Annotated in this window: 19 protein-coding genes; 13 read left to right on the plus strand and 6 right to left on the minus strand. The window is 34.8% G+C overall.

From position 1 onward, the window contains the following. The first annotated feature begins 6 nt into the window (after positions 1-6). From AK212_RS07190 to AK212_RS07215, 6 genes are read left to right on the plus strand one after another with little or no spacing between them, the layout of a single operon-like run. A complete protein-coding gene (locus AK212_RS07190; RefSeq protein ID WP_053030033.1) occupies positions 7-414 on the plus strand; it encodes an urease subunit beta in 408 nt (135 codons plus the stop codon). Further along, positions 414-2129, plus strand: a complete 1716-nt coding sequence (ureC, locus tag AK212_RS07195) for an urease subunit alpha (protein WP_053030034.1) — start codon at positions 414-416, stop codon at positions 2127-2129. Before AK212_RS07190 ends, ureC begins: the two co-directional genes overlap by 1 nt. 12 nt (positions 2130-2141) lie before the next feature. Beyond that, the gene (gene ureE / locus AK212_RS07200; protein WP_053030035.1) at positions 2142-2594 is read left to right on the plus strand and encodes an urease accessory protein UreE; all 453 of its coding nucleotides are present in this window, start codon (positions 2142-2144) and stop codon (positions 2592-2594) included. Then, positions 2587-3276 carry an urease accessory protein UreF gene (locus AK212_RS07205; RefSeq protein ID WP_053030036.1) on the plus strand — a complete coding sequence of 230 codons (690 nt, stop codon included), beginning with the start codon at positions 2587-2589 and terminating at the stop codon, positions 3274-3276. The genes ureE and AK212_RS07205 overlap by 8 nt, the downstream gene beginning before the upstream one ends. A gap of 12 nt (positions 3277-3288) precedes the next feature. Continuing rightward, a complete protein-coding gene (gene ureG, locus AK212_RS07210; protein WP_053030037.1) occupies positions 3289-3903 on the plus strand; it encodes an urease accessory protein UreG in 615 nt (204 codons plus the stop codon). Continuing rightward, positions 3903-4760: an urease accessory protein UreD gene (locus tag AK212_RS07215; RefSeq protein WP_053030038.1), complete on the plus strand. Its 858-nt coding sequence runs from the start codon at positions 3903-3905 to the stop codon at positions 4758-4760. The genes ureG and AK212_RS07215 overlap by 1 nt, the downstream gene beginning before the upstream one ends. A gap of 224 nt (positions 4761-4984) precedes the next feature. On the opposite strand, the gene AK212_RS07220 is transcribed toward AK212_RS07215, so the two are convergent. After that, positions 4985-6631, minus strand: coding sequence for a phospho-sugar mutase (locus AK212_RS07220; RefSeq protein WP_053030039.1), 1647 nt, complete (start codon positions 6629-6631; stop codon positions 4985-4987). A 250-nt stretch (positions 6632-6881) separates the two neighbouring features. Beyond that, positions 6882-7859, minus strand: coding sequence for an SMP-30/gluconolactonase/LRE family protein (locus tag AK212_RS07225; protein ID WP_053030040.1), 978 nt, complete (start codon positions 7857-7859; stop codon positions 6882-6884). A 278-nt stretch (positions 7860-8137) separates the two neighbouring features. Here AK212_RS07225 and trhO point away from each other — a divergent pair, with 278 nt between their 5' ends. From trhO to AK212_RS07240, 3 genes are all read left to right on the plus strand, one after another. Then, positions 8138-9100, plus strand: a complete 963-nt coding sequence (gene trhO / locus AK212_RS07230) for an oxygen-dependent tRNA uridine(34) hydroxylase TrhO (protein ID WP_053030041.1) — start codon at positions 8138-8140, stop codon at positions 9098-9100. Positions 9101-9450: 350 nt separating this feature from the next. Then, positions 9451-10668 carry an MFS transporter gene (locus AK212_RS07235; RefSeq protein WP_053030042.1) on the plus strand — a complete coding sequence of 406 codons (1218 nt, stop codon included), beginning with the start codon at positions 9451-9453 and terminating at the stop codon, positions 10666-10668. 36 nt (positions 10669-10704) lie between these two features. Further along, complete coding sequence (locus AK212_RS07240) at positions 10705-11682, plus strand: choloylglycine hydrolase family protein (protein WP_053030043.1); 978 nt, start codon at positions 10705-10707, stop codon at positions 11680-11682. Between the two features lie 69 nt (positions 11683-11751). Here the strand turns inward: AK212_RS07240 and AK212_RS07245 are convergent, their stop codons facing one another. The 4 genes from AK212_RS07245 to AK212_RS07260 form a co-directional block, all read right to left on the minus strand. Further along, the gene (locus AK212_RS07245; RefSeq protein WP_053030044.1) at positions 11752-13128 is read right to left on the minus strand and encodes an MFS transporter; all 1377 of its coding nucleotides are present in this window, start codon (positions 13126-13128) and stop codon (positions 11752-11754) included. A 151-nt stretch (positions 13129-13279) separates the two neighbouring features. Further along, entirely contained in the window at positions 13280-14641 is a 1362-nt protein-coding gene (locus AK212_RS07250) for a gluconate:H+ symporter (protein ID WP_371106754.1), read from the minus strand. Between the two features lie 9 nt (positions 14642-14650). Then, complete coding sequence (locus AK212_RS07255) at positions 14651-16018, minus strand: four-carbon acid sugar kinase family protein (RefSeq protein ID WP_053030046.1); 1368 nt, start codon at positions 16016-16018, stop codon at positions 14651-14653. Between the two features lie 8 nt (positions 16019-16026). Further along, on the minus strand, positions 16027-16902 hold the full coding sequence (locus tag AK212_RS07260; protein WP_053030047.1) for an NAD(P)-binding domain-containing protein: 876 nt from the start codon (positions 16900-16902) through the stop codon (positions 16027-16029). A 118-nt stretch (positions 16903-17020) separates the two neighbouring features. On the opposite strand from AK212_RS07260, the gene AK212_RS07265 reads away from it, so the two are divergent. From AK212_RS07265 to pcp, 4 genes are all read left to right on the plus strand, one after another. After that, the gene (locus AK212_RS07265; RefSeq protein WP_053030048.1) at positions 17021-17632 is read left to right on the plus strand and encodes a GntR family transcriptional regulator; all 612 of its coding nucleotides are present in this window, start codon (positions 17021-17023) and stop codon (positions 17630-17632) included. A gap of 289 nt (positions 17633-17921) precedes the next feature. Further along, positions 17922-18626 (plus strand): DUF969 domain-containing protein, encoded by a 705-nt coding sequence (locus AK212_RS07270; protein ID WP_053030049.1) that lies wholly within the window; start codon positions 17922-17924, stop codon positions 18624-18626. Next, positions 18619-19545: a DUF979 domain-containing protein gene (locus AK212_RS07275; RefSeq protein WP_053030050.1), complete on the plus strand. Its 927-nt coding sequence runs from the start codon at positions 18619-18621 to the stop codon at positions 19543-19545. Before AK212_RS07270 ends, AK212_RS07275 begins: the two co-directional genes overlap by 8 nt. 24 nt (positions 19546-19569) lie before the next feature. Beyond that, on the plus strand, positions 19570-20208 hold the full coding sequence (gene pcp / locus AK212_RS07280; RefSeq protein WP_053030051.1) for a pyroglutamyl-peptidase I: 639 nt from the start codon (positions 19570-19572) through the stop codon (positions 20206-20208). Positions 20209-20362: the final 154 nt, after the last annotated feature.

Genomic DNA, 20362 nt, shown 5'->3' on the forward strand with positions numbered 1-20362 from the left:
AATAGTATGATTCCTGGAGAAATTATTGTTAAAAATACTGAAATCGAAATTAATCAAGGACGCGCGGAAACGGTACTTGTTGTTAAAAATACTGGTGACCGTCCAGTACAAGTTGGTTCTCACTTCCACTTCTTTGAAGCTAATAAAGCATTAAATTTTGAACGTGAAAAAGCTTATGGCAAACACTTAGATATCCCCGCTGGTGCAGCCGTACGTTTCGAACCAGGAGACGAGAAAAAAGTTCAACTTGTTGAATATGTAGGCCATCGTAATATATATGGTTTCCGTGGTTTAGTGAATGGCAAAATTGATGAAAGTCGCGTTTACCGTCCTACCGACGAGAATGATGACTACGCCGGTGTATTTCATGACGAAGGCGAAGAAAACGTCAATAAAAAAGGAGGACAAGATTAATGAGTTTTAAAATGACGCAATCTCAATATACCAGTCTTTATGGTCCGACTACAGGCGATTCAATTCGTCTAGGTGATACAAATTTATTTGCTCAAGTTGAACACGATTATACAAGTTACGGAGATGAAGTCACTTTCGGTGGCGGTAAATCAATTCGTGACGGTATGGGGCAAAATCCTAATGTGACACGTGACGACCGTTATGTTGCAGATTTAGTTATAACAAATGCAGTTATTATTGATTACGATAAAGTAGTTAAAGCAGATATTGGCATTAAAAATGGCTACATCTTTGCCATTGGCCAAGCAGGTAATCCAGATATTATGGATAATATTGATATCATTATTGGTGCGACAACAGATATTATTTCAGCTGAGGGTAAAATTGTGACAGCTGGTGGTATTGATACACACGTTCACTTTATTAATCCGGAACAAGCTGAAGTAGCACTTGAAAGTGGTATTACTACACACATTGGTGGCGGAACTGGTGCATCTGAAGGTACTAAAGCTACGACAGTAACCCCTGGCCCTTGGCATATACATCGCATGCTTGAAGCAGCTGAGCAACTCCCTATTAACGTTGGTTTCACTGGTAAAGGTCAAGCTGTTAATCACACTGCGCTCATCGAACAAATTCATGCAGGTGTCATTGGATTGAAAGTTCACGAAGACTGGGGTGCAACACCATCAGTACTTGATCACGCATTAGCCGTTGCAGATGAATTCGATGTTCAAATTGCCCTTCACGCTGATACATTAAATGAAGCTGGATTTATGGAAGATACAATGGCAGCAGTTAAAGGACGTGTCTTACACATGTATCATACTGAAGGTGCAGGTGGTGGACATGCGCCCGACTTAATTAAATCCGCATCATATCCTAATATCTTACCTTCATCTACCAACCCAACATTACCTTACACACAAAATACTGTCGACGAACATTTAGATATGGTAATGATTACACATCACTTAAACGCATCTATTCCTGAAGATATCGCCTTTGCAGATTCTCGTATTAGAAAAGAAACTATCGCAGCTGAAGATGTACTCCAAGATATGGGCGTCTTTAGTATGGTAAGTTCTGACTCACAAGCGATGGGACGTGTAGGCGAAGTGATAACACGTACTTGGCAAGTCGCTCACCGTATGAAAGAACAACGCGGTTTCTTAGATGGTGATGCAGAATACAATGATAACAACCGTATTAAACGTTATATCGCTAAATATACAATTAATCCTGCAATTACACATGGTATTTCAGACTATGTTGGTTCAATCGAAGGTGGTAAATTAGCAGATTTAGTGATGTGGGAACCAGCCTTCTTCGGTGTTAAACCTGAACTAATTGTAAAAGGCGGTTTAATTAATGCAGCGGTTAATGGCGATGCCAACGGTTCAATTCCAACATCAGAGCCACAAAAATATCGTAAAATGTATGGCCAATATGGTGGCAATTTACAGCATACTGCCATTACATTTGTGTCTAAAACTGCATTCGAAAGTGGTATCTACCGTAGCTTAAACCTACAACGTATGGTTCGACCTGTTCATGGCATTCGTAATTTAACGAAAAAAGACATGAAGAATAACGATGCTACACCTAAACTTGATGTAGACCCACAAACTTATGAAGTATTTGTTGATGGCGAAAAAGTGACAAGTGAACCTGCTACTGAATTACCGTTAACTCAAAGATACTTCTTATTCTAGGAGGTACGTTTAATGATTATAGAAGAAATTCAAGGAAACATCGCTAATTTACCAGCTGAAGATAAACAAAAGCACGTTGAAAAAGTCTATTTAGAAAATGCTGATTTAGTTAAACGTATTCAACGTGTGACAACAGATCATGGCACAGAAATTGGTATCCGTTTAAAACAACCTATTGATTTACAATATGGTGATATTTTATATCAAGACGAAACAAATATGATTGTGGTTGATGTGAATTCTGAAGACTTACTCGTTATCAAACCACGTACGTTACAAGAAATGGGCGATATCGCACATCAACTTGGCAATCGTCATTTACCTGCACAATTTACAGAAACTGAAATGCTCGTACAATATGATTATTTGGTCGAAGATTTATTAAAATCATTAGGCATTCCTTACAGTCATGAAGACCGTAAAGTTAATAAAGCCTTCAGACATATAGGACATTCACATGATTGATCATTCACATCTTCGATTATTTCAGTTCTGTGATTCACAATTTCCTACAGGTGCATTTAGTCATTCATTTGGTTTAGAAACATACATTCAACGCGATGTAGTTAAAGATGCTAAGACGTTTAAAGCATGGTTACAGCTATTTTTAAATGAGCAATTAACCTACTCAGACGGTTTGGCTATGCGTTTTGTCTATCAAGCGTTAGAAAATGAAGATACAGAAGAAATATTAAGATTAGACCGCTTAATCTATGTTCAAAGTTTGCCTCGCGAAACACGTGTCGGCACGAAACAAATGGGCACACGTATGGCAAAACTGGCAATGGAACTTTATGATAGCGAATGGATGACGTGGTACCATACGCAAATGACTGAGAAGCGCGCTAAATTACATCCAGCGATTTGCTTTACAATGTTAGGCCATCATTTAGGTATTGATATCGAAACGATTATTGATTATTACTTGTATCAAAATGTTTCAAGTTTAACTCAGAATGCGGTACGTGCAATCCCTCTTGGTCAAACAACGGGGCAACAAGTTGTGTCAGATATGATTCCGCATATTGAACGTACGCGTCAACATATCTTCACATTGAACGAATCAGACTTTGGTGTGACAGCACCAGGATTAGAACTTAATCAAATGGAACATGAGAACGTTAATGTGAGAATCTTTATTTCATAGGAGGTAATATTTATGGCAAATCCAATTAAAATTGGTATTGGTGGTCCTGTTGGTGCAGGTAAAACACAATTAGTAGAAAAATTAGTCCGCCGTCTGTCTAAAGAATTAAGTATCGGTGTTATCACAAATGATATTTATACTAAAGAAGACCAAAAAATCTTAGTCAATACAGGCGTGCTAGCTGAAGATAGAATCATTGGTGTCGAAACAGGTGGCTGTCCACATACAGCTATCCGTGAAGACGCTTCAATGAATTTTGCTGCGATTGATGAATTATTAGAACGTAATGACGACATTGAGTTAATATTTATTGAATCTGGTGGCGATAACTTAGCCGCTACATTCAGTCCAGAATTAGTAGATTTCTCAATTTATATTATCGATGTAGCCCAAGGTGAGAAGATTCCACGTAAAGGTGGTCAAGGTATGATTAAATCTGACTACTTCGTCATTAATAAAACAGACTTAGCGGAATTTGTCGGTGCGTCATTAGACCAAATGGCTGAAGATACGAAGACATTTAGAGGAAATCGTCCATTCACATTCACTAACCTTAAGACTGATGATGGCTTAGATAATGTAATTGAATGGATTGAACGTGATGTATTGCTTAAAGGGCTAGCTTAATGACTGAAGACAAGAAACAAGCTATTGAACAACCTTGGACTGGACAGTTAGACTTAACTGTATTCAATAATGGTAAACGCTCTGTTGCACGCGACATCTTCTTTGAAAAAGCGCTAAAAGTCATTCGCCCAGTCTATTTAAATCATTCAACGATGCCTACGTTCTATATTGTGAACGTGGGCGGTGGTTACTTAGATGGCGATCGATATCGAATGAATATCAATGTAGATCAAGGCGCAGCAGTGACGCTCACATCACAAGGTGCTACGAAGATTTATAAGACGTTGAATGATCGTGTGGAACAATATCAAACATTCCATATAGCGAAAGATGGATATATGGAATATGTTGGTGACCCGATTATTGCTTACGAACATGCGAAATTCTATCAGCACAATATATTCAAGTTAGATGAAACGGCATCTATGTATTATACAGATATTTTGACGCCTGGCTATTCTATGCGTGATGAACATTTCACATATGATTATATGCATTTATTAAATGAAATTTACGTCGGTGATGAACTCGTCACTTACGATAATTTGCGTATGCATCCAAGTGAAACAGAGATTAGTTCGATTGGTTATATGGAGCATTACACACATTTAGGTTCAGCCTATTTTATTCATCCTGACGTGACGCAAAAGTTAATCGATGAAGTGTATGACGAAATTAAAGGTTATATGAAGCAATATGATTGTCGTCTTGGTATAACACAATTGCCAACACATGGCTTTACCGTGCGTGTATTATCAAATATGACACAGGAAATTGAAGAGATTCTGAATATGGTACAATCTTATATTGCGAATAAATTATACGATCGACAAATCAATTTTTTAAGAAAGTATTAATAAAGTAGAACAGGGAGCGGGACAGATTTTTTTAAAATCGTTGTCCCGCTCCCTGCTTGCTTTGATTGAAAAAGCGATGACGCACTTGACCAGCCTTTTACAAAGGTTAATGGTCGTGATTCATCGCTTTTTGTTTTCATTTTTGTCTCAAGACGTATCCAATTCCTAGTAGCGTCTTGCCATCAAAATGCCGTCTTTGTACTAGGAAAGACATTTGAGAAAGGCTATTCAGTATCACCAAATATATAATTATAGATTTCTTGTGATACTTGTTCGAAGTTATCGACGTTGAGTGAGAGATAGAACTTCAGTTTAGGTTCTGTACCTGATGGTCTCAATGCAATAAAGCCTTCTTTAAAGATAATTCGAATCACATTTGCTTGTGGTAATGATATTGCTTCTTCGGTATTATCTTCTTTATTGACGCGTTTTAATGTCTCGTAATCTTCTACTGCAACAACGTTTAATCCTGCTATGATTTCAGGAATATTTTGTCTTAATTGATTCATTAATTCATTAATCTGTTGTTGTCCTTCTTTACCTTCAAAGACTTTAGACATCGGTTTATCACGATATTGCCCTACTTCGTTATGAATCTCATTTAAAGCGTCGTATAGTGTTTTGCCCTGACTTTTCAAAATAGATGCATACTTAATCATCAATGGCACGATTTGAATAGCATCTTTGTCTCGCACGAAATCATCGGCCAAATAGCCATAGCTTTCTTCATAGGCGAATAGGAAAGATTCTGTATCATCTAATTCACGAATAGCTTTAGCAATATGCTTAAAGCCGATTAAGACTTCCTTCACAGTGACCCCATGTTGTTGCGCAAGACGTTTACCTAACTCACCACTTACAATAGATTGAATAACAACTGAATGCTCCGGTACATTCGTGTGTTCGAGAAAATATTTAATGAGTAATGCCCCGATTTCACTGCCACCAAAGTAATATGTTTGTCCATCTGTATAACGTTCAACAAACCCCATGCGATCAACATCTGGATCTGTTCCAATAATTAAATTCGCATCGCTATCATGTGCTTGTTGAATCGCTAAATCAAAGGCTTCTCGTTCTTCAGGGTTCGCACTTTTCACGGAACTAAAGTTCGGATCAAGTTCACATTGTGATTGCACTAAGCTGACTTGTTTAAAATTCAGATGCTTTAACACGTCTGGAATAATCGGTACTCCGGTACCATGTAAACTCGTATAAATAACCTTTAAGTCAGATTGTGGAATATCTCCTACTAACCGTGTAATTTCATTGATATAACTATCATTAACCGCTTCTGGTAAATCACTAGTATTCTGCTCAATGCGTTCTTGGTTTAATTTAATATTTAACTCAAGCGGATCACCTAAATTATTGATATAGTTAGCAACTTCTAATGACGTAGCCTCATCTAATTGTGCGCCATCTGCACCATAAACTTTGATGCCATTATAATCTTTAGGGTTGTGGCTTGCTGTAATCATAATACCTGCAGATGTTTGCAAATATCGCACAGCATAAGAGAGCTGTGGCGTTGTTTTATACACATCTGACAGATAAACTTTGATATCATTCGAAGTCAAAATTTGCGTAATAATATGCGCGAATTCTGATGATAAGTGACGAATATCATAGTGAATGACAATTGAAGGATTATCTTCTTTATCTTTTAAGTAATTAGCAATTCCTAATGCCAGACGTTGTATGGTATAGCGATTTAAACGACCTGGACCAAGTCCAAACTGGCCGCGAATACCGGCAGTACCAAATGCTAATTCAGTTTCAAATCCTTGTTCTTGAAACGTTGCGGTCTGGCTATCATAGAATGATGCTACAAGACTGTCATCTTTATATTTCATCCAATTGTCTTTCATCATATACTCCTTTCATACTTATGCGGATGTCTTATTATTCTATTTCAGTATACTGGATATTTAAAAAAGTTTCATTTGATTAGTAAATAAGCTCTATTTAGTAATCTTTTATGCTGGCCGAATTAAACTTGCAATAAGTTACTCATAGTGATATAATACATTCATAAATTAATTCCATTGGCAACACCAAACCCCTCACTATTGCGCTAGTGAGGGGTTTTATGGTGTGTTAGACGATGTCGCTTATTACTTACTGAAATTGATAGCTTTCATGTCCTTTCGCAAAGGCTTCAACGGTATAAATCATAGAACCACCTTCTGAGCCATTCTCAATGTCATTGGTACAAATAAGCAATTGATTTGTTCCAGGAATAAATTGTGGATGTGTTGAACGTAACATTTTTCCTTCATCACGCCCTGGCATTAAGATTTGACCAATAGGATAGCCACGTTTATTAAAGACTAAAACACGACCTTGGCCATACATCGCTACATATAAATTATCATCACTATCGATACATACTGAATCTGGCCCTTCATGTCCAGTAAAGTAATATGGAATCGTTGCGCCAAATGGTGCAATTGTCACACCATCGTCCTCCAATTGAATACGATGAAGTCGATTTGTCGTTGTTTCTGTCACCCATAGTACTTTTTCATCCGTACTTAACGCTACTCCGTTAGCTACTGAAATATTCTGAATGACTGGTGTTACTGTCTTGAAGTCAGGCGAAACGTAGTAGACGCCACCTTTAGGGTTAGTAGAATACCCTCTGAAATCAGTGAAATAGAAGCCACCTTTACTATCAAAGACCATGTCATCAATACAATATTCCGTGTTAAGTTCCGAAATAATTTCTTCAAACTGTTCACCATGTTCATCAGTAGCGAAGATGCCGCCTGTTGACTCAAAGTCACCTAAATAACATGTAAATAATCGTCCATCTTTGTGTATTTTGACTGCAGCTGGATTTTGTTTTGTTGATTGAAATGCTGTTGAAACTTCTTTTGTATTTATATCAACTTTAAAAATTTTACCGCCAAATACTTCACATAAGAACAAATTATGATCTCTATCAAAGATGAGACCTTCTAATTGCAATCCTTCATCTGAAATTTTCAACCATGGTTCGGCCGTTACCGTTTGTAATTCACTTTCAGAAATAATTGGTACTGCGCTTTTAGATGCTCCAGTATATGTTAATTTTGGTAAAGATTGATTTGTCATTATTAACATTTCCTCCCTTTGTGAAAAGTATCATTTGCATTCATTATAATCCATTAATACACTTTCTACTTATCGTACTACATGTAATCGTTTTCAAAAAGTAATTATACTTCTAACATAGGTCTATTGCCCTATTTTAAAAACTGAAATATTGAAAGTTATTGTAAATTTGATAAAATAATATAATGTTGATTTTTATAAAAAGATAAATGAATGAATCATTAAATGATATGGCTTGCCTTTACGATAAATAATAATTTTTAGAGGAGAATCAGAAAATGGATTATAGAGTGTTATTATATTACAAATACACAACGATTGATGACCCAGAAACATTTGCTGCTGAGCATTTAGAATTCTGTAAAGCAAACAACTTAAAAGGTCGAATTCTAGTGTCTACAGAAGGTATCAATGGTACGTTATCAGGTACGAAAGAAGATACAGATCAATATATCGAACATATGCATGCAGATGAACGTTTCGCAGATATGACGTTCAAAATTGACGAAGCTGAAGGTCATGCTTTCAAAAAAATGCATGTTCGCCCAAGAAATGAAATTGTTGCACTTGGTTTAGAGGACGATGTTGATCCACGTGTCACAACTGGTAAATACTATTCACCTAGTGAATTTAAAGAAGCATTGGAAGATGAAGATACTGTTATCTTAGATGCACGTAATGACTATGAATTTGATTTAGGTCACTTCCGCGGTGCAATCCGTCCAGATATTACACGTTTCAGAGATTTACCAGATTGGATTCGTGAGAATAAAGACCAATTAGATGGTAAAAATATCGTAACATATTGTACAGGTGGTATTCGTTGTGAAAAATTCTCAGGCTGGTTAGTAAAAGAGGGCTTCGAGAATGTTGGTCAATTGCATGGCGGTATTGCAACGTATGGTAAAGATCCTGAGACTAAAGGTGAATATTGGGACGGTAAAATGTACGTCTTCGATGAGCGTATTAGCGTAGACGTCAACCAAGTTGAGAAAACAGTGATTGGTAAAGAACACTTCGACGGCACACCATGTGAGCGTTACATTAACTGTGCTAATCCAGAATGTAACAAACAAATTCTTGTTTCAGAAGAAAATGAAGCTAAATATCTTGGCGCATGTTCATATGATTGCGCGAAACATGAACGTAACCGTTATGTAGCTAAAAATAATATAAGTGATGAAGAATGGAATCGTCGTTTAGACAATTTTAAAGACGTACCAGAACACGCACACGCATAGTGGTCTGAACAAAAGCGTTAGGAGGCAGTTAAACACTACCTCCTAACGCTTATTTTTTAGGCTTAATCTTATTAGGGAGCGAGGCAGAAATCATATTTTTCAAAATGTATTTCTTTGTCCCGCTCCCAATTTGCTTAACTTGTATATTTGCTTGATAAAATGCTCTTTGCTAAGGTCCACCGTCAAGGATGACAAGGTTTGAAAAAACCTAATTCAAGTGCATTTTTTATTCAGTCAACTACTACCAATATATCTTTATAGCCTGAGACACCTATTGATATCCCGTTTTTTTTATAACTACCCAATGCTATAATAGTGTAAAAAATCCCTTCTGAAATGTGGTGACATTTATGACAAAGCACAGCAAAGATTTTTACCATTTACTTTATAGTCAGTTATTCGCTAATACTGGTGATATTTTAACGATAGTGGGTTTAATTGCTGTTGTTTATAACATGACATCAAAGACGACAGCCGCTTCTTTAATTCCGATTATTTTTACTATGGGTATTTTTGTAAGTAGTTTTATTTCAAATTATATTTATCAATACCTTACTCAGAAAAAAGTATTATCTATATTTCAATTTCTTAAACTAGTGAGCTTAGCGTGCATCGCCATTCTATTAATGATAGAAATGACCCCTGCTTTTATATTTATTTTGCTTTTCTTCAATGCTCTTTTTGACGGATTCACAAATCCTATTAAGAACTCAATGATTCCTTTTATTGAGAATAAAGACGCAATCACTTCTGCTAACGCTTTGATGAATATGATGAGCAGCATTGTTCAACTGTCTACTTGGGCATTAGGCGGTGTCTTAATGAGTCTTATCGGTGCAAAGTACTTATTTTTATTTGCATTAATACTAGAAATAGTAAGCTATTACTTTATTTTACGCCTTTCAGAACGTCATGTTTATAAAACAGATAAGGAAACGATTTTTAATAGTTTTAAAACCGTTATCCGTGATAACTATCGCAATAAACTAAGTTTATATCTAAATATTTCTATCATTTTTGAATCATTCGCAACAACCATTTGGATTGCAGCAATTATTTTGACTTACACAAGAACTTATTTACACGTTCCTGATTATTGGTTTGGACTGATTAATGCCTTTTTCTTTAGTGGCACAATTATTGCAGGCCTATGGATAAATTATAAAGATCGCTTCTTTACGCAGATCAATTACCCGATTATTATTTACGTTCCTGTGCTCTTAGCATTTATTAATTTAAGCTTTATCCTCCATCATTCAATCATTATTGTCTTATTATTTTCATTATTGATGGGCATTTTCGAAGATATGCGTTACATTTCTTTAAATTCGGTAGTTCAACGTTATACGCCTAAAGAGATTCTTCCTTCTACATACATATTAAACAATTTATTCAGTAGTATTTTCTTCGCTATTGGAACTTTTGTTATATCAATGATCGTTGACTATTATGGTATTATTTGGGCCTATATTATTTGCTTTAGTATGTATATATTAACTTTTATTTTAGGACTCTTTTTCCGAAAATATTTTAAAATTGAAATACATAAACAGACATCTTATAATTGAAAATAATTCTCACTTTGGATATGGAGGCTATTGTATATGTGTACAGGTTTTACGTTTCAAGCTAAAAACGGTGATGTTATTTTAGGTCGTACGATGGATTATGATTATCCTTTAACTGGTCATCCAGCTGTGCAACCACGTCACTACTATTGGGAATCTCGTGTAGATTATAAAGGGACAACGAAGTATGGTTTCACTGGTGCTGGTTCTGATATGGAAGGGTTTATTTTCGGAGATGGTGTAAATGAGCATGGCCTTGCGATTTCAAATCAATATGACCGAGGTTATGCCTCGTACGCTAATAAAATACGTGATGGCTATATTAATATTTCACAAACTGAAGTGTTAACATGGGTGCTTGGTTACAACCAAACGATTGAAGAACTGATTGAACAAGCAGACCAAGTTAATGTCGTTGCACATACATTAAATGATATTAATGAAGCACCACCTTTACATTATCATGTATCGGATGCAACAGGTCGAACTGCAGAAATTACATTTGTAGAGGGTCGCATTGTCGTTCATGATAATCCAGTTGGTGTACTAACAAATAGTCCTGACTTAAATTGGCATTACGAGAACTTGAAGAACTATGCGAATGTGACGCCTTACAAACCCCAATATAAACGCTATAAAAATTTATATATTGGAAATGAAAGTGGTACGTCTGGACTACCAGGTGGCTACACGTCAGCAGAACGTTATGTAAGAGCCGCTTATCTCGTAAATAATATGTTGCCTGACGATGGTGATGATGCGGTGTTGGATGCCTTTAGAATGCTTGATAGCGTCAGCATTCCTAAAGGAGCAGTTCGCCCTTCTGAACATGAATTCCACTATACGCTATACCAAACTGTATTTAACTTAACGTCACGTACGTTATATGTAAAATACTATAATTCTAATCGTATTGCTGAATTACAATTAACAGAGGACTTATTAAATAGCGAGGACTTAGTCATGTTCGATCCTATCCCTCAAGGTTTGACGACCGATAAAGTGAATGAATAGTTTTTTAAAGAAGTTCTTACATATTTATCTATAAATAAGCGTGGCTGAGTATACAGTCACGCTTGTTTGTTATGCTTTAACATTTTTAGGGATAAGAATAAATGCCGAAATGAGGCCAAGTACCATAATAATCGCACCTACTAAGAAGGAAATCATTGCTGACATTTCTACTGAGTAGAACTGTTGGCATACTGTAAATACAGTTGTATTTAATGCAATACCAAAGGCGCCCCCAAGTGTAGCACCCATCTTATATAAACCTGTCGCAAAGCTCACTTTTTCTTCTGGCATGTTAAACACCGCAATGGTTAACCCTGGTGTTGCTACCAATCCATTACCAATTGCACAAACCACGAATGCGAACGTTACAACACCAACATACCAACTTGGTGATAAGAATGTACAACTAATTAGAATAATACCAATTGCTGGGAATAGTGGTCCTGCAATTAACATGCTTTTACCACCATATTTTTGAATTGCTTTTTCACCTAAACGAATCATTGCAATCGCCATGAAGACGTACGGCACAGTGACTAACCCCGTTTGTGCTTCACTCATGCCAAATTGCTTTTGCGCATAGCCATTGAAGACAACTGTAGTCCCAACGCCTGTGTTAAGTACGAAATTATTAATCGTTGATCCTAGAAATGCTCGGTTTTTTACAATCGAGAAATCAATAAATGGTGTGGTTTTGCCTTTTTCAAAAAGATAGAACACAATTAAGGCAATGAGACCAATAGCAGCAACAGATAATGTGAAACGACTCGTCCAACCATATGTAAATCCTTGTGTCATCAGCAACATCAAGCAAGCAATGACGACACCAAAGATGATCATACCTACATAATCAAAAGGCTGATGATTACGTTCTGAACGTGGCGTTTCCTTTCTACGACTTAAAATATAGATTGCAATCACTGACAAAATGATTGAAATTACAAAGATCATTTGCCAACTTAATAAACTAGAAATAAGACCGCCGACATAGGAAGAAAATCCAATTCCGCCAACTGTCGCAATCATCATAAAACTATAGGCTTTACGCAAATCTTGACCTTTAAATTTATCTGATACTAAACCAATCGTTGAAGGCAAGAGTATCGCAGCTGACAGCCCTTGAAAGATTCGTCCAATAATTAAAAAGGGTGTTGCTGGCACAATGATCAGGCTAAGACAGCCGATGATACTAAAGATAAGACCTAATATCGTCATTTTCAGGTTGCCGACTTTATCAGCAATATCCCCTGCTCCTACCATGAAAATACCAGTTACAAAAGCGACTAAACTGATTGATAGATTTAATGTTGAATCCGCAGCACTAAACGTCTTTTGAACGCTTGAGCCAATATTAATAAATGATTGCGCAAACAACCAATATGTTAACACTGCAAAACTAGCCGCAATGATTAATTTACCGTCAAACTTACTTTGATGCGATTTCACATCTGACACTTCCTTTACATAATATAATCAACCTAGATAATGAGAATTGTTCTCATTTAACCTTAGTTATTATATCACGTATGCAGAGAAAATATATAGGGTTAAATTTCAAAGAGACTTCTACTAATTTTTGTAAAAGTCTCTTTGAAAATCACACTATCAAGTTAACTATTAATATCAATCCTAAACCAACTACCGAAAGAATTGATTCTAATAAAGTCCATGTTAAAAAAGTTTCTTTCATAGATAGTCCATAGTACTCTTTAAACATCCAAAATCCTGCATCATTAACGTGCGAGCAAAATATACTTCCTGCACCAATCGCTAATACCACTAGTGCTATATTAACATCTACTGCTTGTAATAATGGTAAAACAATACCTACAGATGAAATCGCAGCTACTGTAGTAGAACCCAACGCAGTACGTAATAAGGCTGCTGCTAACCAAGCCAAGATTATAGGTGACATTTCAGTGCCCTTGAATATATCAGAAATAGTATCTCCGACTCCACCATCAATTAAAATTTGCTTAAATGTACCACCACCGCCAATTATTAATAGCAGCATTGCAATTGGTGTTATCGCATTAGTAACTGTCTCCATGATATTTTTCATATTTTTATTTCTTCTTAATCCCATTGTATAAATTGCTATTAACACAGCTATTAACATTGCAGTAGTAGATTTGCCTAAGAAGAATATTACACCTTCTAATCCTGATGCCTTTCCACTTTCATTCCCAGTGATTAATTGTACGCCTGTCGAAAACAACATAAGGATAACTGGAGAAAGTGCAGTCAATAAACTTATTCCAAAACTTGGTAAAGATTGTTTTTCATCATCTTTAACTTCTCCTAACTCATTTTGATTACCTAACTTATCAAAAGCTGATGGAGAAAGCTTATAAGCTAATTTAGGGAAAGTCCCTCCAACTATAATTGCTAGAGGAATACCAATGATAAAACCATACATTAACACATAACCTATATTGGCATCTAAAGCTTCAGCTATTGCAACAGGTCCAGGATGCGGTGGTAAAAATCCATGTGTTATTGCTATTGAAGTTGCCATCGGTAACCCAACAACTAAATTAGATATTTTCATTCTTCTTGCTAGTGTAAAAACTAAAGGAATTAGCAATACAAATGCAACTTCTAAGAATAATGAAATCCCAATTATGAAAGAAGCAATTAACATTGCCCATGTTACATATTTCTTTCCAAATGCGTTTATTAAGGTGTCAGCTATTTTAGTTGCCCCGCCACCATCTGATAGAAGCTTTCCTAATATAGATCCTAAACCAAATATTATCGCAATGTGACCTAGAGTATCTCCCATTCCTTTTTCAATAGTTTCCACAATTTTTTCTAAAGGCATACCTAATAAAATACCAGTTACCATAGAAGTTATTATTAATGAGATAAATGTATTCAATTTACATATCATTATCAATAACAATAATATAATTACCCCTATTACAACTGCAAACAATGGCCAAAATTCTCCCATCACCATTACCCCCTATTTATTCATTTCATATACTGTTGCTAAAGTTTCAACTTCTCCCACATTTCCTGGGAAAATAACATAAGGCATTTTAGGATATTTAGCTTCATTACCTGTTAACCAAACAGGAACTCCTTTTGTAACTTGGCCAATAACCTCTGCTTTTTCTATATTTAATCCCTTTGTAGCAACGTCACTTGAGGTAATTCCACCTTTAGCAATAATAAATTTCGGTTTTATAGATATATTTTTGATAACATTGACTATGCTATTTGAAATATTGGTTGATATACTCAAATTATTATTAATATCTTCAGTTTTAATAACATCTCTAGATGTATAAACAACAACACTATTTCCATTAGATATTTCTTTTTCAACTTTTTGAATTAATTTATTTATATAATCTTCCAAACTCTTTTTAGTAATTTCTCTAACATCAAACTCAAAAGGTTTAATTTCTGTATTATTAATTAAGTAGCTCAATTGGTCACTTGATTTCTTTACATGTGATCCAACAATTATTATTCCGCCATTTTTATTACTACTATATTGATTTAAATTAATGATTTCTCCTGGAGTTTCACACATAGCTTTTACAAATGACGCTGCAGTTCTAAAAATAAATTTCTTTTTATTTCTTTTTAGAAACTTAATCAAACAACTGACAAAATAATTCATGTCATTATCATTGAGAGCATCCACAACTACAGCGCTAAAATTATCTAATTTTTCAAAAACAGAAAATATTTCTTTTTCATTTTTTTCCCTCAAAGTTTTCAATGAGATATGAAATACTGCATTAGATTTTATCTCTCCCCCACTTTTTTCTTCCACAAATTCAAACATAGTTTCAGAAGAATAACCAAATGTAGTATCATTTGAAAATTCGCTTTGAACTACAGGTATATACTCATCTTTTTCTTTTAAATAGTGTATACCATTATAGGTATATCTGTTTCCTTCGAAGAATTGTGGTAAATAAAATACTCCATCAAAAGGTTGCGTAGCTGATTCACTTATTACCTTTGGTTCAAGATAAAAATGACCACGCAATGTTGAATCTCCTCTACTAATAATTAAGTAGTCTTTTTTTAGGTTTTTTGCCACTTTTTCTATATTCCGACTAATTTCTTCATGTAATTTTACTGTTTCCTTTTCACTTAAAGCTCTTGAATTAGTTAAGATATAAAACATATTATTTTCTTGTAAGAACCCATCTTCAATCCATTGCTCAGTCCATTTTGTATAAACTGGCAAATCTTTAACTGTTTGAGTACCAGTTGGATCATCATCCAAAACAATAATTTTATAGTTAAAATCACTTAAACCTTTGTTAATATTTTCTATATTTTTTTGATTCACTAAACTGTCGCTAATCATAATATCACCTACATATTGTTTATTTTTTCAATATATTTAATTATTCCAGAATGATCATTAAGCCCATTACCGTGACTTACTTCAGATTTATAAAATTCTTTTACAAGTGATGATAAAGGTAGTGTAAGACCAACTGTGTCAGCAGTAGAATTAACGTTTTTTAAATCTTTTAAATTTATATTCAGAGTCCCACCTGGTTTGTAATCTTCTTTTATCATTTTAGGAAATTTAGCTTCCATTACACTTGAGCCAGCTAATCCTCCTCTTATAGCTTCATACATCCCATTTAAATCAATATTAAATTTTTTGGCTAAAACTACTGCCTCAGATAAAGCCACTATATTAGTGTTTACAATTATTTGATTAGCTAATTTAACTACACTTCCCGAACCGACTTCCCCTACTCTTACGACGGAATTTGCAATTGGATTTAAGACATTTTTTATCTCATTTAAATCATTCTCATCACAACCTACCATAACTGATAGTTCTCCACTTATAGCTAATGGTTCTCCTCCACTTACTGGCGCATCAAAATATTTAATCTCTCTTTCACCTAGCACTTTACTAATTTCTAATGACTCATTTGGAGTTAATGAGCTAGTATCTATAACTCCTTTAATATTTATTTTGTTATTATTTAGGATATTATTTTCCCCACTATATAAAACACTTTTGACAATTGCACCATTTGGTAAAGATAAAATTAAATAGTCTACCTCATTTGAGATTGTTTGAATTGTGGAATCTTTAGCACCGTATCTAACAACTTCTTCTATTGACTCTTTATTAATATCATTTACTAATACTTCAATATTCTCTTTCAATAAATTTTTAACCATTGGCTTACCCATAATACCTAAACCTATGAACCCAATTTTCATAATACCCTCTCCTTTGTAAGCGATTACATTATTTATGTATACAATAATACTATAATTGTATACATTTTAAAACCCTAAATTTTATAGTAAACTTATTTCATAACGAGGGGGCATGGTTATGGAAAACTTGAATTTAACTATCTACCAAAGAATCAGAAATGACATCATTGATGGGAATTTAAAGAGAAACGAAAAATTAACAGAATCTAAACTAGCAAAAAAGTATAATGTTAGTAGAACCCCTATCAGAGAAGCTCTAAAACAGTTAGAATTAGAATACTTTGTAAGAGATTCTTACATTTTCACTCCAACAAAAGAAGAATATAGGCAAATTTTTGAAATGAGAATTTTATTAGAAACTTTTGCTATCAAAAAAGCTGGCATTGTTTATACTAAAAAAGATTTTGAGGAACTTAATCAATATACTCAGATAGATATTGATAAGGATGATGAACAAGAAATTATTAGAGTCAATGATCAATTTCATCAAAAAATAATGAAGGCAACTAATAATCAATTCATTCTAGAAACTTATCAAAAATATCGTAGTTTTATATATTTATTTAGCCAAACTGTAATAAATAAGCGTAGACCTAACTTAATTGAAGAACATAAAGAAATAGTCGTAGAACTTGCAAAAGGAAATGTTCAAAATGCTACTAATTTACTTGAAGACCACTTAAAAAAAGACTTAGAATTCAGTCTTTACTACCTTGAATTCAAAAAATAATTTAATATAATTTAAACCCTTCTCATATCATTATTTTGAGAAGGGTTAATAATGGTTAAAATCGTTTGTTATACTATTAATTATTATACTTTCTTTATATAAAATATTATTCTTTTTATTTTAAATTCACTTTAATAGTAATTTTAGTTGTGCTAATATTAAGAAAATTACATCTATTAATCATTTATCTATCTTATCTGAGTTAGATTCATTACAACATTATTGTAACTTTGAACCTCAGATTTTAGATATTAAATGATAAATTGAATTAATTTTAAGGAGTGGTTTTATGGAATGGATTAAATTGATTGGTATTTTAATCATTATCATCGGCTTCATTCTTAAGTTTGATACAATCGCAATTATTTTAATTGCTGCTGTGGTCACTGGTTTAGTTGCCGGTATGGATATCGTTGAAGTACTTTCAACACTTGGAAAAGCCTTTGTAGATCAACGTCTTGTAACTTTATTTATGCTTACACTTCCTATGGTCGGTTTAATTGAGCGTTTTGGTTTGAAGCAACAAGCTTCTAAACTCATTAGTAACGTTAAGAAAATAACAACCGGTCGCCTTCTTACTTTATATTTAATTATTCGTGAAATCGCCGGTGTAGCTTCTATACGTATCGGTGGACACCCTCAATTTGTTCGACCTTTAATTAATCCAATGGTTCAAGGTGCACTTCGAACACGCTTTAATCTTACTGATAAAGACATCGATGAGAAAGATATTGAAAAATTAAAAGCTGAAGCATCTGCTATGGAAAACTATGGTAATTTCTTCGGTCAAAACTTATTTGTTGGTGCTGCAGGCGTCTTGTTAATGGTTGGGACTTTCCAATCTCTAGATATCAAAGTGAATGCAATGAGTTTAGTACTTGCTTCAATTCCTATCGCCATCATCACACTTATCTTAGTTTGGATTAAGAATATTTTACTTGATCGTTACTTTAATAAAAAATATGGACATAATGAGGTGAAAAATCATGAATGAGACAACGTTAAACCATATTTTAGAAATATTTTACATACTTATTGGGCTTCAGTTCCTATATACAGCCTTTCGCGCTTTACGTTCACAAGATAAATCAAAACGTTTAGGTACGGCAGCGTTTTGGACGATTCTAGCTATTTTATTCATAGGCGGGCCTTACATTCCTGACGCAATAAATGGTCTCCTTGTTTTAGCTATGGGTGCGTTAACACTTTTCAGACAAGTTACAATTAAAAATATTATCGATGTCAATGATAAAGAAGTTGAAAAAGGTTCTGCTAAATATGGAAATAAGCTCTTCATTCCAGCAATTGTCCTAGCTGTCGTAGCTGTTGTTGTATCAAACTGGACACCACTTGGTGGTGCAATTGGTTTAGGTATTTCATCAGTTATCGGCTTAATTGCAGCATTACTCATTATCAAACCGAAATTATCTTACACATTATATGATAGTGACCGATTAACACAACAAGTTGGGACAACAGGTATATTGCCACAGTTCTTAGCAGCACTAGGCGTACTCTTTACTGCAAGTGGCGTAGGTCAAGTCATTTCTAAAGGCATTTCATCATTTTTACCTGAGGGTAACCATTTAATTGGTGCCATTGCATATGTGCTAGGTATGGTGCTCTTCACAATGCTTATGGGAAATGCTTTCGCTGCATTTACAGTTATCACAGCGAGTATCGGTATTCCTTTCGTGATTGCTCAAGGTGGAGATCCAATCATAGCAGGTGCACTTGCCATGACTGGTGGTTTCTGTGGAACATTACTTACACCTATGGCAGCAAATTTCAACACATTACCAGTTGCACTACTTGAGATGAAACAAGAATTTGGCGTTATTAAAGCACAAGCACCTATAGCCTTAGCACTTATAGTAATTCACATTGCACTAATGTATTTCTGGGCATTTTAAAAAATTCTAAGGAGGAAATGAATAATGAAAATTTTAGTTACAGCATTTGATCCATTTGGCGGGGAAAAGATTAATCCTGCATTAGAGGCAGTAAAGCAATTAGAGGACATAATTGGTGAACATACCATTTCAAAGTTAGAAATTCCAACCGTCTTTCATGAATCTAAAGACGTCATTGATAAAGAGTTAGCAAATGGCAATTACGATGTGGTCTTGTCTATTGGTCAAGCTGGTGGGCGTTATGATCTGACGCCTGAGCGTGTTGGTATCAACATAGATGATGCACGTATTCCAGATAACAAAGGAAATCAACCAATTGATGTAGCTATTCAAGAAGATGGAGCACCTGCCTATTTCTCAAATCTACCTGTCAAGACGATGACTGAAGCGATTAAAGCAGCTGGCATCCCAGCAAGTTTATCGAATACCGCTGGCACTTTTGTTTGTAATCATGTCTTATATCAATTAGGTTATCTCGCTGATAAATCATACCCTGGCTTGTTATTTGGATTTATTCATGTGCCGTTTATCCCAGAACAAGTGACAGATAAACCTGGGAAACCATCGATGTCTATTGAGACAATAGCGAAAGGTTTAACTGCTGCTATTAAAGCCATTTCTAAAGAAGATGATACTAAAGTTGCATTAGGTGAAACACATTAAGCCTGCGACATAAATAATATAATGGAGCTATTTTGCAAATTCACAGTAGCTGACTGAACTGAGAAGGCGCTTTAATCAAGCTTTTCTCAGTTCTAGTCATCCTTGCGGGGGTGGGACAACGAATTTAAAAGCATTCTGTCCCACTCCCTTATTT

Source organism: Staphylococcus borealis (genome assembly GCF_001224225.1).
GTDB classification, from domain to species: domain Bacteria; phylum Bacillota; class Bacilli; order Staphylococcales; family Staphylococcaceae; genus Staphylococcus; species Staphylococcus borealis.